The organism is Dokdonella sp. (assembly GCF_039926425.1).
Taxonomy (GTDB): Bacteria; Pseudomonadota; Gammaproteobacteria; order Xanthomonadales; family Rhodanobacteraceae; genus Dokdonella_A.
In genome coordinates this window covers 1-15,681 of record NZ_JBDSWZ010000172.1, presented here as the reverse complement: position 1 = coordinate 15,681, position 15,681 = coordinate 1, and the positions used below count along the sequence as shown (strand labels likewise).

Sequence of the window (15,681 nt, the reverse complement as noted above, 5' to 3'; positions counted from 1 at the left end):
GTATTGCCATGGGCATCGCCTCCTCCCGGTCGCGCACCGCGACGCGCGCGGCCGGGCTGCCCATTGCTGTCGGGAAACCAGCTCCGCAACACCGCGGGACTGAGTCCCGGCTCGGCGTACGCAGCGTTTCCGCGCGGCTGCCCTTGACCTTGACCTTGACCTTGACCTTGACCGCGACCGGGGCCGCGGTTCGGACGCGGTCCTTGCGATGGACCGCCTGGACCACGACGGTTCTGGCCTTGCGCCGGGCGCGGACCACCGCGACCCGGTGCACCGCCGGGTCCGCCCCGCGTCTTGCGTCCGGGCTTGCCGGCACCCGGTCGAAACGCATCGTCACGGATACGATCGTACGCGGCAAACTCGCGTGCCTCGTCGTTGCGCGCGCTGGTCCAGGCCTGCTGGGATTTCGGGCTGGGCCTGAACTCGGTCGGTGTCGCGCGCCGCTGTCCGATCACCGGCGCAAGCGTGAGCCGCGGAGCGCGTTCATGGATACCGCTGCGCTGACGCAGTTGGGTGATCTGCCCCGCATCGAGCTCGGTGTGCCGGCTGCGCAGAAGTCCACGAGGAAGCTCGATGGTGCCATAGCGGATGCGCTTGAGGCGGCTGACCATCAGCCCTTGCGATTCCCACATGCGACGGACTTCGCGATTGCGACCCTCGCGCAGCACCACGCGGAACCACGAGTGACTGTTGCCGCGGCTGATCACCGCGATCTCCTCGAAATGCGCTGGGCCGTCTTCGAGGTCGATGCCGTTCTTCAATTTCTCGACGGTTTCGTCAGGCACCTCACCATGGACGCGGCAGATGTACTCGCGCTCGATCTCCGAGCTGGGGTGCATGAGCTGGTTGGCAAGCTCGCCATCGGTCGTCAGTAGAAGCAGGCCGGTGGTGTTGATGTCGAGTCGGCCGACCGCGATCCAGCGTGCACCCTTGAGCACGGGCAACTGCTCGAACACCGTCGGCCGACCTTCGGGATCTTCGCGCGTGGCGACCACTCCATCCGGTTTGTTGTAGAGGATGACCTGCGCATGTTCGGCGTTGTCGGCGACGACGACGAAGCGCTTGGCGTCGAGCTCGACGCGGTCGCCCGTGTGCACGCTCTGGCCGAGCGTCGCAACAGCGCCGTTGATCTGCACCTCGCCCGATTCGATGCGCTGCTCGAGCATGCGGCGCGAACCGAGTCCGGCATTGGCAAGAACCTTGTGCAGGCGCTCCTCGATGACCGGGGCGTCATCCGCTTCGGATCCGCGTTTGAGTTTCAGGATGGAGCGGGTGGGGGTGGTCATACGGCGGATTCCGGAATGTCTTTTTCGGCGTCGCCAGCGGTGGATCCGGCGTCGGAAAGCGAGGAAGAGGGCTCATCGTCTTCGACGATGGCGTGGGGAAGGTCAGGGGTGGCGGATTCGTGCACGGCCGGCACTCTCGACGTCTCGCCTTCGTCGATGGACGATGCGTCGATGGGATCGTCGGGCTCTTCGAGCTCCTCGGTCGCTTCTTCGTCGTCCGGCAGCCCGACTGCCGCCGCGATCACGCGGCGGTCGGCGTCGAATTCAAGCTGCGGATCGGCTTCCTCGAAATCGCGAAGCTCGCTCAATGATGGCAATTCGTCCAGCGACTTCAGGTTGAAATAATCGAGGAACTGTTTGGTGGTGCCGAACAGGGCGGGCTTTCCCGGCAGGTCGCGGTAACCGACCACGCGGACCCATTCGCGTTCTTCGAGCGTGCGAACGATGTTCGTCGAGACGGCGACACCGCGAATCTGCTCGATCTCCGCGCGAGTGATCGGTTGGCGATAGGCGATCAGCGAGAGCGTTTCGAGCAGCGCGCGCGAATAGCGCGAAGGCCGCTCGCTCCACAGGCGCGAGATGAACGCGTGAACGTCCTGGCGCACCTGATAGCGGAATCCCGACGCGACTTCGACCAGTTCGATGCCTCGCTCCGCACAGTCGTCCTGGAGATCGCTCAGCGCCCGCGCGAGATCGTCGTGCGGCGGCATCTCGAGCTCGTCGAACAATCCGGAGATCTGTGGCAGCGTCAACGGGTGGGACGAGGCGAGCAACGCGGCCTCGATGATGCATTTGAGTTGATTGCGTTCCATCAGAACCAGTGCTTATTGGACCAATGCGGTCATGGGAGATCGCGTGCTGAATCGAGCCATCATGGATCGGTCTCCAGGATCACAAGGTGGCGAGTGATTTGAGATAAATCGGTGCGAGCGCTTCTTCCTGAAGGATCTCCACGAGATGTTCCTTCGCCAGTTCGAGCAGGGCAAGGAAGGTGACGACGATGCCGCGCCGTCCTTCGCTCGGGTCGAACAGGTTCTCGAAGCGATGGAACCCGCCGTCGCCCAGCGCACGCAGTAGGTCGCTCATGCGGCTGCGCACATTCAGCGCCTCCCGCTGAATGGCGTGGTGGCCATAGAGGTCGGCCCGCTTCATCACGTCCTTCAGCGCCAGCAGCAATTCACGCAGCTCGACCGGCGGCGGCAGCCGCACCACGTTGCGATCCTCGACGGCGACGTGCGCCATCGCGAAATCGCGCTCCTGGCGCGGCATTGCATCGATGTCCTCGGCGGCCTTCTTGAAGCGCTCGTACTCCTGCAGTCGCCGCACGAGTTCCGCGCGCGGGTCCGATTCGATCCCTTCCTCGCTTGGCGGGCGCGGCAACAGCAGGCGCGACTTGATCTCGGCGAGGATCGCGGCCATCACCAGATACTCGGCCGCGAGCTCCAGCTTCATCTCATGCATCAACTCGATGTAGTCGACGTACTGGCGGGTGATCTCGGCCACCGGGATATCGAGGATGTCGAGGTTCTGACGGCGGATCAGGTAAAGCAGCAGGTCGAGCGGACCCTCGAACGCCTCCAGAATCACTTCCAGCGCATCCGGCGGAATGTACAGATCCTGCGGCATCTGCAGCAACGGCTGGCCGCGCACGACCGCCAGCGGGATTTCCTGCTGCTGCGGTTGCGGCGCGAAGGCGCTGGCCGGGGTGTCTGGAGTGGGCTGTTCGGCGGTCTGGTTCATCAAGGATCCCATGACCTCACTCCCGTGTGCGGGCGCCTCACGGCGTGGGTCATGCGTCAGATCATGTCGAGGCTTGCGGCGGTCGTTTCGAAAACGGTACACGATGGAATCGTGGGTGCGAACTCCGGTGCGGGCGCGAGTTCCATGGCAAGCCATGCCTCGACCACCGATCCGGTACGAACGCCGTGGGTTCCCGCGAATCGCTTTCGAAAGAGCGTTGCAAACCACTCGGAAGTTGCGGCGTGGCGTTCGGTCGGAGCATCCAGACCGGTACGGCGCCTGCAACGAAGGACACCCGGATCCCTGATCCGGAAGTCGGTAAAACCCATCCAACGATTCGAGAGTGCCGGCAGGTTGGCTGCATCGCCGCGTCTCGCGCGGGGATCCTGCGGGTTCCCGATTTGCGAGTAGGGTACGGGCAATCGCACCATTGCGCAAATGGTCGCAGGATCGTTGGCGGGTGGCGGGCATCGGATCGTGCGGCTTGGGCTACCATACGCGGCCATCTGAGGATCCTCCATGTGGTACGCAATCGTCGGTAACGACACTCCCGATTCCCTCGCGCGTCGGCAGGAAGCAAGGCCCGCCCACCTTGCACGGCTGAACGACCTGCGCAACGAGGGGCGACTGCTTCTCGCCGGCCCGTTTCCGGCGATCGACGCCGAGGATCCAGGTCCGGCAGGGTTCACCGGCAGTCTCGTGGTTGCGGAGTTCGAGGACCTGCTGGCGGCACGTACGTGGGCCGACGCCGATCCCTATGTCTCGGCGGGCGTGTACGCCAACGTCGACGTGAAACCGTTTCGCAAGGTGCTGCCTTGATCGACCGCATGGGTGCGATCCGGGCGCTGCTCGAAGCAAGCCTTGAGCCGAGCGCACTGCAGGTCGAGGACGAAAGCCACAAGCATGCCGGTCACGCGGGTGCACGGGACGGTCGGGGTCATTTTCGCGTGACCATCGTCAGCGCGGCGTTTCGTGGGCAGGCGCCGCTCGCCCGGCATCGTGCGGTGTATGCCGCGCTGGGCGATCTGATGCAGACCGACATCCATGCGCTCGCGATCGACGCGCGCGCTCCCGACGAAGAATCCCGATAAGGTTTTTGCTCGCATGCGTCTGACCACGATCAAGATCGCCGGATTCAAATCCTTCGTCGATCCGACGACCCTGCACCTCCCCACCAACATGACCGGCGTCGTCGGTCCGAACGGTTGCGGGAAATCCAACATCATCGATGCAATCCGCTGGGTGATGGGGGAGAGTGCCGCAAGCCGGCTGCGCGGCGACTCGCTGACCGATGTGATCTTCTCCGGCTCGAGCAGCCGCAAGCCGGTTGGCAGTGCAATGGTCGAACTCCTGTTCGACAATTCCGATGGTCTGATCGTCGGCGAGTTCGCCAGCTACACGGAAATTTCGGTCAAACGCATCGTCAGTCGCGACGGCCAATCGCAGTATCACCTCAACGGCGTTCGCTGCCGTCGACGCGACATTACCGACCTGTTCCTTGGGACCGGCCTCGGTCCGCGGAGCTACTCGATCATCGAACAGGGGATGATTTCGCAGATCGTCGAAGCTGATCCGGAGCAGTTGCGCAGCCATCTGGAGGAAGCGGCCGGCATCTCCAAGTACAAGGAGCGCCGCAAGGAAACCGAAAGCCGCATCAAGGCGACGCGCGAGAATCTCGATCGCGTGCGCGACGTGCGCGACGAAGTCGACAAACAACTCGAACACCTCAAGCGCCAGGCGAAGACCGCCGAGCGTTGGCAATTGCTGAAGGACGAACAGAAGAAGAAGGAAGCCGAGGTCAAGGCGCTGACCCTGCGCGCGGCGCAGGTCGAGCTCGATGGGCATTCCAGTGCGCGGAGCAAGGCCGAGCTCGAGATTGAACGACAGCTTGCCGGGCAGCGGCACACCGAGGCTGCGCTGGAAGCCGGGCGCGACACCCATGCGGTCGCCGCCGAGCACATGAACGCGGTGCAGGGCGAGGTCTATCAGGTCGGCGCCGAGATCGCGCGCGTGGAGCAACAGATCCAGCACGGCAAGGAGCTTGCGGAGCAACTGGAACGATCACGCCAGGAAACCGAGCGGTCGCATGCGGAACTGGCCGATCACATCGAAAGCGATCGCCAGCGCTTCGAAGAAATCGGCACACTGCTGGCCGACGCCGAGCCGCAGCTCGCGACATTGCGCGAAGCCGACGAGGATGCTGGCGAAGCCCTTCGCCTTGCCGAGACGAAGCTGGCCGAATGGCAGGTGCAGTGGGATCAGCACGCCCAGTCCACCTCGCAAGCGGGACAGGCTGCCGAAGTCGAACGCACGCGGCTGGATTATCTCGACAAGCAATGCCTGGCGTCCGACCAGCGCCGTGATGCACTTGAGTCGGAACGCGCCGCGGCAAATCTCGACGAACTCGGGGCTGCCCTTGCGGCGCTCGACGTCGAACACGGCACCCTCCGGGAGCATGTCGAGACCCATACCGACGTCCTCGACGAACGACGCTCCGCTGCCGAGTCTGCGCTGGAGCACGAGCGCGCGACGCATTCCGCGCTGAGCCATGCGCGAGGCACGCTGGAAACCATGCGCGGCCGACTCGGATCGCTGGAGACGCTGCAACACGCGGCGCTCGGCGACGCCGGCGGTGCAGTGCAGGCGTGGTTGGACAATCTCGGTCTGGGCGACAGCAAGCGACTGGGCGAAATCCTTCAGGTCGATGCCGGCTGGGAGCGCGCGGTGGAGACGGTCCTGGAAGGATGGCTGGAATCGGTGCTGGTGGACGACGCGCCCGCGTTGACCGGAGAGATCGGCACGCTGACGGGTACGGATATCGCGTTGATGAGCGCGGATGCGTCGCCGGCCCATGTGCCGGCGGATTCGCTCGCAGCGCATGTCCAGGGTCCCGCAGCGGCGCGCGCGTTGCTGGCGCGCGTCAAGGTCGTGGCGTCGCTTGACGTTGCACGGACGATCACGCAAGCGGCGGGCGAGTCAGTCGTGACGCCGGACGGCGAATGGATCGGAGCCGGATTCGTGCGCGTGCAACGCGGGGCCGGTGCGCAGGTCGGCGTGATCGCTCGCGAACGCGAGATCCGCGAACTGAACGCGCGCGTCGGCGACGTGGAGCAGGAAATCGCTGCGAAAACCGACGCGCTCGATCGCGGCAAGCTCGCACGGATCGACGCGGAGCGCGTGCGCGATGACGCGCAACGCGAGCTGTACACGGCGCACCGGCGTCTCGCTGAACTGGCGGGGCAGTTGCAGAGCCATCGTGGACGCATCGACAGCGCCAACGAAAGACTCGTGCGCGTCGCCGGCGAGCTCGAAGAGGTCAACGCGAAGCTCGACGCGGATCGCGCAAACGCCCGTGAGGCGCGCGGGCGCCTGGAGTCCGCGGTCGGAAACATGGGTGATCTCGAGCAGCGCCGCCATGCACTCGATGCCGAGCGCCGCAGTCTGCTCGAGGGTCGCGAAGAAGCGCGGATGAACTCGCGCGAAGCGCGCGATGCTGCGCATCAACTCGCGTTGTCGACCGAGTCGCGCCGTACCGCGGCAGCGGCACTCGAACAGTCACTGCAGCGCATGCACGGCCAGCTTGTGCACCTTGAAACGCGCCGGCAGGAGATCGCGACACGACTGGCATCCGGAACCGACCCTCTGGCGGGACTGGAGAGCGAGCGCCAGGTTCATCTCAACCAGCGCCTGGTGGTCGACCGCAAGATGGTCGAGGCGCGCCAGGCATTGCAGGAACAGGACACCGAGCTGCGGAGGCTGGAACAGGAACGCCACCGGTTCGAGCATGCACTGAACGAGCATCGCGAACACGTCGCAACCCTGCGCCTGCGCGAGCAGGAGCACCGACTTCATGCCGAGGCGCTGCAACTCGCCATTGTCGAGGCGGGATTCGATGTCCAGGCGATTCTTGAAACCCTGCCCGGTGAAGCGGATGCTGCGCAATGGCAGGCGGAGCTGGCCGAGCTCGACCACAAGATCCGTCGACTCGAACCGGTCAATCTCGCTGCAATCCAGGAATACGAGGAGCAGTCGCAGCGCAAGACCTATCTCGATGCGCAGCTGCTGGACCTCACCACTGCACTTGAAACGCTCGAAGGCGCGATCCGCAAGATCGACAAGGAAACGCGGGCGCGGTTCAAGGAAACGTTCGATCGCGTCAACACGGGTGTGCAGGAACTGTTCCCTCGATTGTTCGGCGGCGGGCATGCGCATCTCGAACTGACCGGCGACGATCTCCTGTCGACCGGCGTGACGATCATGGCGCGCCCGCCCGGCAAGCGGGTCAGTTCGATCTCCCTGCTGTCGGGCGGAGAAAAGGCGTTGACTGCGGTGTCGCTCGTCTTTGCGATCTTCCGACTCAATCCTGCACCGTTCTGCCTGCTCGACGAGGTGGACGCGCCACTCGACGAAGCCAACGTTGGTCGCTTCTCGTCCCTCGTGACCGAGATGAGCGAGCACGTGCAGTTCATCTTCGTCACCCACAACAAGTCGACGATGGAGGCCGCCCGACAGTTGTGCGGCGTTACCATGCGCGAGCCAGGCGTTTCGCGGCTGGTGCAGGTCGACCTCGAAGAGGCCGCCAAGCTCGCCGGCGCGGCCTGATCGCGTTGTCGAATCCGTTGACGATCTTTCGAAGCATGAGGACACCCTGATGGACTGGAATCCTGTCGTCGGCATTCCGCTGGTCATTGGCGGAATGATCGTGCTGGTACTGATCTACCTGTTCGGTGGCCCGAAGAGGCCGGGGCAGGGAGAGCGCAGAACCTTTCGGCGAAGCGCAAGGGGCGGGCGGGTCGAACCGACGTTCGGAGAGTCGATCGAGCCGGTCAACCCCGATCAGGGCGAGCTTCAGGTATCGATGCACGCCGAGTCGGATCGCACCGATTCGATGCCGCAGGCGACTGCGTCGCTGACTCGGCCTGCGCTGCGTTCGAGCGTCGGCACGCGACCTGCGGACCGGCAGATCGAACGGATCGTCACGTTGTATGTCGCCGCGCGTCCGGGCGAAACCCTCGCCGGTTCGGATGTGGTTGTTGCGGCGGAAAAGGCCGGCCTGCAGTTTGGCGACATGGGCATCTTTCATCGGCCGGTTCTTGGCAAGGTCGTCGAAGGTCCGGTCTTCAGCATGGCCAACATGGTCAAGCCGGGCAGCTTCGACATGAGCCAGCTCGATACCGTTCGCACACCCGGCGTCACCTTGTTCATGACCCTTCCCGGCCCGTTGCCGGCACTCGACGCATGGGAAATGCTGCTGCCGACGGCGCAGCGACTTGCCGAGCTGCTGGACGCGCAGGTGCTCGATGAAGGGCGCAACGCACTCGGTCGCCAGCGAATCGCGCATCTGCGCGACGAGCTGCGCGCGTGGGACCGGCAGCAGGAACGCAATCAGATCCGACCTGGTCGGTAGCACGCAGGCGTTCGGGCTAGTCGCGCGTGTAGACGCTCGCGAGCGAATTGAGATGGAAGCGTTCCGCATCACGCAGGAACGGAGCGATCAGCATCATCACCTGATGGATGCCGCGATTGAGATCGGCCTCGTCGGCATCCGCCCGGCCGGTTCGGACCGCGTTGAAATTGATCCAGAACGTCGCGATCAGCAGGATGTTCTCTGCCAGCGCCCGAATCTCGTCTGCGCTTGCGCGCATCACGCCGGCGGCGACCAGCCGTTGCAGCAGTTCGGTTGCACTGCTGGCCGCGCGCGTCATGATCCGCGCAAAACGAAGCTTGAGCTTGCGGTTGCGCGCGAGGATGTCGACGAGGTCGCGATAGAGGAAGCGGGTCTGCCACAGGGACGCGAACACCAGATGCAGTTGCAGCCAGATGTCCTCGAGCGTGGGTTCGCGACCCTCGGGCAGCAGCAGGGCGTCGTCAATGCGCGATTCGTACCGCGCGAACAGGTGACCGACGATGTCGTCCTTGTTGCGGAAATGGTAGTAGAGGTTGCCCGGACTGATGCCGAGCTCGTCGGCAATGTGGTTTGTGGTAACGTTCGGTTCGCCGCGCGCATTGAACATCGCGAGACTGGTTTCAAGGATGCGTTCGCGGGTCTGGCGCGCCATGCGCGTAGTGCCGCGGGGCCAATCGCGCTTCAGCCGCCAAGCTTCTTCACGAGGTCGACGTATTTCTGCATCGCGTCCTCGTTCTTCGTGCCCTTGAGCTTGCCCCAGGCCTCGTATTTCGCCGTGCCGACAAAATCGAAGAAGCCGGGCTTCGGTCCGGAGACATCTCCTTCGGCACCCTGCTTGTACAAAGCGTAAAGCTTCAACAGCATGTCGTTGTCCGGACGCTCGGACAGCTTCTTGCTGTCTTCCACCGCCTGTTCGAATCGGTTCTGGATGGTGGGCATGGACGAGCTCGCAGGTGGCTGTTCGCAGTGCGGATGTCGAGCTTACAACAGCGCGCCCTGGCACGGTCAACCGGCATAGCCATGCGTGCACACGCGCGGCTATGCTTGTCTGCACGCAGGCAGACCGGGGAACGCGGCGATGACGTATTTCGTGACAGGTGCGACGGGATTCATCGGACGGCATCTTCTCGAGCGTTTGCTGGAGCGAAAGGGAACGATCCATTGCCTCGTGCGCAAGGAATCGCTTGCGAAGTTCACCGCGCTGCGCGACGAACTCGGAGTGGGGGAAGACCGGCTCGTCGCCGTCATCGGCAATCTCGACAAGCCACGACTCGGAATCACTCCGTCCGCGCTCAGGTCGCTCGGTGGAAAGGTCAGGCATTTCTTCCATCTCGCAGCACTCTACGATCTCGGTGCGACCCTGGAAGCGCAGGCGACCGCAAACGTGGATGGCACGCGGCACGCGATCGAACTCGCGCAAGCGCTCAAGGCGGGCTGTTTCCACCATGTCAGCTCGATCGCCGTTGCCGGCCTTTATCCAGGCGTCTTCCGCGAGGACATGTTCGATGAGGCCGAGGAACTGGATCATCCGTATTTCCGCACCAAGCACGACGCGGAAGCGCTGGTTCGACAAGATTGCACGCGTCCCTTCCGCATCTATCGCCCGGGCATCGTGATCGGTGATTCACGCACCGGTGTGATCGACAAGATCGACGGCCCCTACTACTTCTTTCGTCTGCTCAAGAGAATGCGCGAGCTGCTGCCCCCGTGGATGCCGACCATCGGCCTCGAAGGCGGAAGGATCAATCTCGTACCGGTCGACTGGGTCGCCGCGGTGCTCGACCATGTCGCGCACAAGCCTGCGCTGGACGGCCATACCTTTCACCTGACCGACCCGGCACCGCGTCGGATCGGAGAAGTGCTGAACCTGTTCGCGCGCGCCGGGCATGCGCCGCAAATGACGATGCGCCTCGATGCGCGCATGTTCGGCTTCATTCCGGCAAGCATCCGTGCAGGCCTGGGCAACCTGCCACCGGTGAAACGCATCGCCGGCGTGTTGTTGCGCGATCTCGGCATTCCGCCGTCCGTGATGTCCTTCATCAACTACCCGACGCGCTTCGATTGCCGTGAGACCGAGCGCGCCCTGAAAGGCTCGAAGATCAAGTTGCCCAAGCTCGAGAACTACGCATGGCGCCTGTGGGACTACTGGGAGCGCCATCTGGATCCGGACCTGTTCGTCGACCATTCGCTCAGTGGAAAAGTGAAGAACAAGGTGGTGGTGATCACCGGTGGCTCGTCAGGCATCGGCAAGGCGGCTGCGATGAAAGTCGCCGCAGCGGGCGCGAGACTGGTGATCTGCGCGCGTGGCGCGGACGAACTGGAAGCGACGAAGAAGGAAATCGAGGCCGCGGGTGGAACCTGCCATACCTATCAGGTCGATCTGGCAGACCTCGCGTCGTGCGATGGCTTCGTCGCGCAAGTCCTCGCAGACCACGGGCACGTGGACATCCTGATCAACAACGCAGGGCGGTCGATCCGGCGCGCGATCCACGCGAGCTTCGACCGTTTCCACGATTTCGAACGCACCATGCAGCTCAACTATTTTGGTGCGCTTCGCCTGATCATGGGCGTTCTTCCGGGGATGGCAGAGCGCCATCGCGGCCACATCATCAACATTTCGTCGATTGGCGTGCTGACCAACTCACCACGGTTTTCCGCCTATGTCGCGTCGAAAGCGGCACTCGATGCGTTCTCGCGCTGCGCGCAGGCCGAATACTCCGACAACGGCGTCAGTTTCACGACGATCAACATGCCGCTGGTGAAGACGCCGATGATCGCACCGACGAAGATGTATGACTCGGTGCCGACGCTCTCACCCGACGAAGCCGCCGACATCATCGTCGAGGCGATCGTCGAGAAGCCGGTGCGGATCGCGACGCGACTCGGTACGTTTGCGCAAGTGTTCTACGCGCTGGCACCGCGCGTCTACGAGATCATGATGAACACGATTTTCCGACTGTTTCCGGATTCGTCGGCGTCGAAGGGAATGAAGGGAAGGGCGGAAACCCACGAGCCGACGACCGAGCAGATCGCCGTCGCGGCATTGCTGAGAGGGGTTCACTGGTAGTGCACCCGCGGGCCGATGCGTCGTCACGAGTCGCGTCGAGATGGCGGAGCCGATGAGCTCGTGTCGTAGGCCGGACGCGCTCGCGTGGCCGGCGGTTTCATTTTTCCGCCGGTCCACTGCCGGCCGCGCAAGCGCGTCCGGCCTACAACAGCAGGTTCACTATCGGGTTGAAGTCGAGCTACTTGCTTGAGCGCTTCGCAGCGGGTCGCTTCGAGCCGGGTTGTTTGGTGGCAGCGCGCTTCGCCGCAGCCTTCGCCGGTGCGCGCTTGTGCACGTCGCGCGACAGATCGTCGACCCGCTTGCTGAGCGATTGCATGTCGTCCTGGCTCGGGATGCCCATGCGTCCGAGCGCGCGAGACACGCGATCTTCGAAGATCTTCTCGAGCTTGTCCCAGGTCTCCTGGCTCCGCTCGCGTGCCTGGCCGATCGTCGACTCGACGTTTCCGCGCACTTCGCTGACCTTGGCCTCGGTGAACCGGCGCGTCTTCGCGTCGAGCGCGGAGCCTTCCTTCACCAGCGCCTCGAACAGCTTGCCGCCTTCCGCCTGTGCCTTCGAGAACGCGCCAAGTCCGGCCAGCCAGATCTGCTGAGCAGAATCCATCACGGTCTTGCTGACGCCGCGTGCCTCGTCTACGGCGTCTTGCGCCTTGCGGGCCTTGAGTCGGGGTTTCGCCGCCATTGTCGTTTCCTCTCGTTGACTTGCGCGGCACGGACTGCCGCGGTTGACGCGACTTTCCCGATTCGCGTTAGAGCAGACACACTACATGGCATCCGCGAACGGATGAATGGACGATCAGGCCAGGTGCTCGTCGAGTTGGCGCTTGATCTCGCGCTCGATGACAGGTTTGAGCGCACCCATCAGGAATCCGAGCTCCACATGGACGTGCAACTCGTCCTTGGCAACGGCAATGTGACCATTGACCCCGCTTCGACGGAAATTCAACTGGTTGCCGCTCCAGTCGTGATCGATGCCGTATTCCTTGGCGATGCCTTTGGCCACTCGCTCGGTGGCGATCTTGGCTGCCTTCAGCGTCAGTTTGTGCGGTCGCCGGATATCGATGGCAGCCATGGGTTCCTCATGATCCAGATGCACGGGCTCGCATGATGCCCGAGCCGGGGCCGACTGCGTAGCCATGCGCTGCAGCCGGGCATCGCGCTCGCTGTGATAATGTCGCGCACCGCCCAGCAGGCACCGGCTTCCACGCGATGCGACTCAGTTTTGCCAATGGCGCCCACGCCGATTTCGTCCTCGATGCCGGCGTGGCGAGCCTCGGTCAGGCCGAGGGGAATACGGTCACGCTTCCGGGCAAGGATGTCGCTGCGCGGCACGCGCGGATCAGTGTCGATTCACGCGGCATCGTGCTCGACGTGCTCGATCCGCACGCGCGGACGCATCTCAATGCAAGGCCGATTCGTGAAAAGGCATTGCTTCGCTGTGGCGACGTACTGTGCCTCGGAACCGTCACCATCCACGTGAAGATGGACCGCGACGAGCAGATCGAGACGCGTGTGCCGGTTTCGCGGGAGGGGCTGGCGACACCGGCGAGTCCGTCCCGGGTCATGCTGCGCGGGGTGTCGGGAAGTCATTTCGGCAAAGTGCTCGCGGTCAATCCACGTCTCACCGTAGGCAGTGCTGCCGATTGCGGGCTGGTGATCAGCGAAGCCAACATCGCCCCCCGGCATGCGGTGATCGAGAACGTCGGTGATGCGATCTACGTGCGCACCCTCGGTGCGTCGAATGGACATTCGGTGAATGGCGTTCGCGTGACGCATGCGGTCGTCCACCCCGGCGACCAGCTCGCGTTCGAGCGCAACCATTTTCTCGTCGAGGCGCCCGGCTTGCCGTTGCGTGGTGAAGCACGCGATGACGTAGTGGAAGGTCGGAGTGACGGGATTGCACCTGTCAGCAGCGTACCGGTCGACACGGCATCGCCGGTCACCTCGATCTGGTGGCTGATCGGCGTCGCAGCGGTGATCGGGTTGCTGCTCGTTCTGTTGATCCATCGCGGCATCTGACACACATCCGTTGTCCGGGGTGCAATCACTGGGCGACGCGGGATCCACGAACATTTGACAGCCTTGGCTGCGGTGGGCGACTGGCGCGGCAATCCGCCGCTGCCCCGGATGTCGGCACCGGTTGCGAGCGTGCTGCGCCGCGGCATAATGGAATCCGGCCGGCCGCTGCGGCTGGTTCCCACAGGAGGTCACGTGAGTCGTGCCTACAATTTCAGCGCCGGCCCAGCCGCGCTGCCCGAAGACGTGTTGCGTCAGGCGCAGGCCGAGATGCTGGAGTGGGGAACGGCGCGTGCCTCAGTGATGGAAATCAGCCATCGCGGCAAGGATTTCATCGCGATGGCGGAGCAGGCCGAAGCCGACCTGCGCGAACTCCTCGCGGTTCCGTCCGGATACAAGGTGCTGTTCCTGCAAGGCGGGGCGACCCAGCACTTCGCGCAGATCCCGATGAACTTCGCACGGCCGGAGCAGACCGTCGACTACATTCTGACGGGCGACTGGAGCGAAAAGGCGGCGCAGGAAGCGAAGACGTTGGCCAAGGTGCGCATCGCCGCAAGTTCGGCCGACACCAACTACGACCGGATTCCCGCGCGCGCAAGCTGGGATCTCGATCCCGATGCCGCCTACGTGCACGTCACCCCGAACGAGACGATCCGCGGCGTCGAGTACCACACCATTCCGGAGGTCGGGAGCGTCCCTCTGATCGGCGACATTTCCTCGACCATTCTTTCGCGACCGCTCGACCTGTCGAAGTACGCGCTCGTCTATGCCGGTGCACAGAAGAACATCGGTCCATCCGGCCTGGTCGTGATGATCATTCGTGACGAACTGCTCGAGCGTTGTCCGAAGACGATCGCGAAAATCTTCAACTACGCCGAGCACGCCGCGCAGGGCTCGATGTTGAACACGCCGAACACGTGGGGCTGGTATCTCGCAGGGCTGGTGTTCCAGTCGCTGAAACGCAGCGGCGGAATCGCGGCCATGGCAGAACGCAATCGCGCCAAAGCCGAATTGATCTATGGTTACATCGACGGTTCGAACTACTACCGCAATCCGGTCGAGGTCTCCGCGCGCTCACGGATGAATGTTCCTTTCACGCTGCCACGCGCTGAGCTCGATGCTGCGTTCCTCAAGGAGTCGGAGGCGGCCGGCTTGCTGGCGCTGAAAGGGCATCGGGCCGTCGGCGGCATGCGCGCATCGATCTACAACGCAATGCCGCTGGAAGGCGTGCAGACGCTGGTGGATTTCATGGACGATTTCGCCAGGCGAAATGGCTAGTCCGGCGCCGCTCGATCACAGCGTCGCAATTTCAGCCTGACCGCATCCACGTTTCACAGAGGCCCACGCCATGTTCAAGATCCAGACGCTGAACAATATTTCGCGCAATGGCCTCGACCGCCTGCCGGCGGAGCTGTATTCGATTTCCGACACCATCAACGATCCGGATGCGGTGCTGGTCCGGTCGGCCGACATGCACAGGTTGCCGATCGCGGCGAGCGTCAAGGCGATCGCACGCGCCGGCGCGGGTACCAACAACATTCCGGTGGCAGACCTGTCGGCGCGCGGTGTGCCCGTCTTCAACGCGCCCGGCGCGAATGCGAACGCGGTGAAGGAACTGGTGGTTGCCGGCATGTTGCTCTCAGCGCGCAATATCGCCGACGCGGTCGGCTTCGTGCGCAGCCTCGCTTCGGGCGACGATCTCCATCAGAAGGTGGAAGCCGAGAAGAAGCGCTTCGTCGGATCGGAACTTTCGGGCAAGACGCTCGGAGTCGTCGGGCTCGGTGCAATCGGTGTCAAGGTCGCCAACGCCGCGTACGCGCTCGGCATGCGGGTCGTCGGATTCGATCCCCACATGACGGTGGATGGCGCGTGGCAGCTGTCGTCCGATGTCGTGAAAGCCGGGTCGCTCAACGAGCTGTTTGCGGCGGCGGACTACCTCACCTTTCACGTGCCGCTCAACGACAAGACCCGTGGGGTGTTCGGCGCGACCGCATTGGAGATCATCAAGCCCGGCATCGTGTTGCTGAATTTCGCGCGCGAAGGAATCGTGGATGCGACTGCATTGCGCGCGGGCCTCGCCGACGGACGCATCGGGCGCTACGTGTGCGATTTTCCGGAAGGCGACCTGCTGTCGAACCCGCGCGTGATCGCGTTGCCGCACCTCGGCG

General features: G+C 63.8%; 15 protein-coding genes. 8 read left to right on the top strand and 7 right to left on the bottom strand.

Annotation, left to right across the window (positions count from 1 at the left end; translation table 11 throughout):
• The 3 genes from rluB to ABIV12_RS10335 all read right to left on the bottom strand — a co-directional run.
• Positions 1 to 1,286 (bottom strand): 23S rRNA pseudouridine(2605) synthase RluB (gene rluB / locus ABIV12_RS10345; protein WP_348058929.1); only part of this gene is annotated, 1,286 nt, incomplete at its 3' end.
• Entirely contained in the window at positions 1,283 to 2,098 is an 816-nt protein-coding gene (gene scpB, locus ABIV12_RS10340; protein ID WP_348058927.1) for an SMC-Scp complex subunit ScpB, read from the bottom strand. The genes rluB and scpB, both read right to left, overlap by 4 nt.
• A gap of 79 nt (positions 2,099 to 2,177) precedes the next feature.
• On the bottom strand, positions 2,178 to 3,026 hold the full coding sequence (locus ABIV12_RS10335) for a ScpA family protein (protein ID WP_348058933.1): 849 nt from the start codon (positions 3,024 to 3,026) through the stop codon (positions 2,178 to 2,180).
• Positions 3,027 to 3,545: 519 nt separating this feature from the next.
• On the opposite strand from ABIV12_RS10335, the gene ABIV12_RS10330 reads away from it, so the two are divergent.
• The 4 genes from ABIV12_RS10330 to zipA are packed head-to-tail and all read left to right on the top strand — an operon-like array spanning position 3,546 to position 8,433.
• Positions 3,546 to 3,845, top strand: coding sequence for a YciI family protein (locus ABIV12_RS10330; protein ID WP_348058925.1), 300 nt, complete (start codon positions 3,546 to 3,548; stop codon positions 3,843 to 3,845).
• Positions 3,845 to 4,117, top strand: coding sequence for a BolA family protein (locus ABIV12_RS10325; protein WP_348058931.1), 273 nt, complete (start codon positions 3,845 to 3,847; stop codon positions 4,115 to 4,117). The genes ABIV12_RS10330 and ABIV12_RS10325 overlap by 1 nt, the downstream gene beginning before the upstream one ends.
• A gap of 13 nt (positions 4,118 to 4,130) precedes the next feature.
• The gene (gene smc, locus ABIV12_RS10320; RefSeq protein WP_348058923.1) at positions 4,131 to 7,628 is read left to right on the top strand and encodes a chromosome segregation protein SMC; all 3,498 of its coding nucleotides are present in this window, start codon (positions 4,131 to 4,133) and stop codon (positions 7,626 to 7,628) included.
• A 49-nt stretch (positions 7,629 to 7,677) separates the two neighbouring features.
• Complete coding sequence (zipA, locus tag ABIV12_RS10315) at positions 7,678 to 8,433, top strand: cell division protein ZipA (protein ID WP_348058922.1); 756 nt, start codon at positions 7,678 to 7,680, stop codon at positions 8,431 to 8,433.
• A 16-nt stretch (positions 8,434 to 8,449) separates the two neighbouring features.
• On the opposite strand, the gene ABIV12_RS10310 is transcribed toward zipA, so the two are convergent.
• Both ABIV12_RS10310 and ABIV12_RS10305 read right to left on the bottom strand, forming a co-directional pair.
• Entirely contained in the window at positions 8,450 to 9,085 is a 636-nt protein-coding gene (locus ABIV12_RS10310; RefSeq protein WP_348058921.1) for a TetR/AcrR family transcriptional regulator, read from the bottom strand.
• Between the two features lie 29 nt (positions 9,086 to 9,114).
• Positions 9,115 to 9,372, bottom strand: coding sequence for an acyl-CoA-binding protein (locus ABIV12_RS10305; RefSeq protein WP_348058919.1), 258 nt, complete (start codon positions 9,370 to 9,372; stop codon positions 9,115 to 9,117).
• 139 nt (positions 9,373 to 9,511) lie between these two features.
• Between ABIV12_RS10305 and ABIV12_RS10300 the strand changes: the two genes are divergently transcribed.
• A complete protein-coding gene (locus ABIV12_RS10300) occupies positions 9,512 to 11,500 on the top strand; it encodes an SDR family oxidoreductase (RefSeq protein WP_348058917.1) in 1,989 nt (662 codons plus the stop codon).
• Positions 11,501 to 11,678: 178 nt separating this feature from the next.
• Here the strand turns inward: ABIV12_RS10300 and ABIV12_RS10295 are convergent, their stop codons facing one another.
• Both ABIV12_RS10295 and ABIV12_RS10290 read right to left on the bottom strand, forming a co-directional pair.
• Positions 11,679 to 12,179: a phasin family protein gene (locus ABIV12_RS10295; protein WP_348058915.1), complete on the bottom strand. Its 501-nt coding sequence runs from the start codon at positions 12,177 to 12,179 to the stop codon at positions 11,679 to 11,681.
• A gap of 114 nt (positions 12,180 to 12,293) precedes the next feature.
• The gene (locus tag ABIV12_RS10290; protein WP_348058913.1) at positions 12,294 to 12,569 is read right to left on the bottom strand and encodes a polyhydroxyalkanoic acid system family protein; all 276 of its coding nucleotides are present in this window, start codon (positions 12,567 to 12,569) and stop codon (positions 12,294 to 12,296) included.
• Positions 12,570 to 12,706: 137 nt separating this feature from the next.
• Between ABIV12_RS10290 and ABIV12_RS10285 the strand changes: the two genes are divergently transcribed.
• The 3 genes from ABIV12_RS10285 to ABIV12_RS10275 form a co-directional block, all read left to right on the top strand.
• Complete coding sequence (locus ABIV12_RS10285; protein WP_348058911.1) at positions 12,707 to 13,516, top strand: FHA domain-containing protein; 810 nt, start codon at positions 12,707 to 12,709, stop codon at positions 13,514 to 13,516.
• A gap of 192 nt (positions 13,517 to 13,708) precedes the next feature.
• Positions 13,709 to 14,791, top strand: a complete 1,083-nt coding sequence (gene serC, locus ABIV12_RS10280) for a 3-phosphoserine/phosphohydroxythreonine transaminase (RefSeq protein WP_348058909.1) — start codon at positions 13,709 to 13,711, stop codon at positions 14,789 to 14,791.
• A 70-nt stretch (positions 14,792 to 14,861) separates the two neighbouring features.
• On the top strand, positions 14,862 to 15,681 hold an 820-nt coding region (locus ABIV12_RS10275), incomplete at its 3' end, for a 3-phosphoglycerate dehydrogenase (RefSeq protein WP_348058907.1).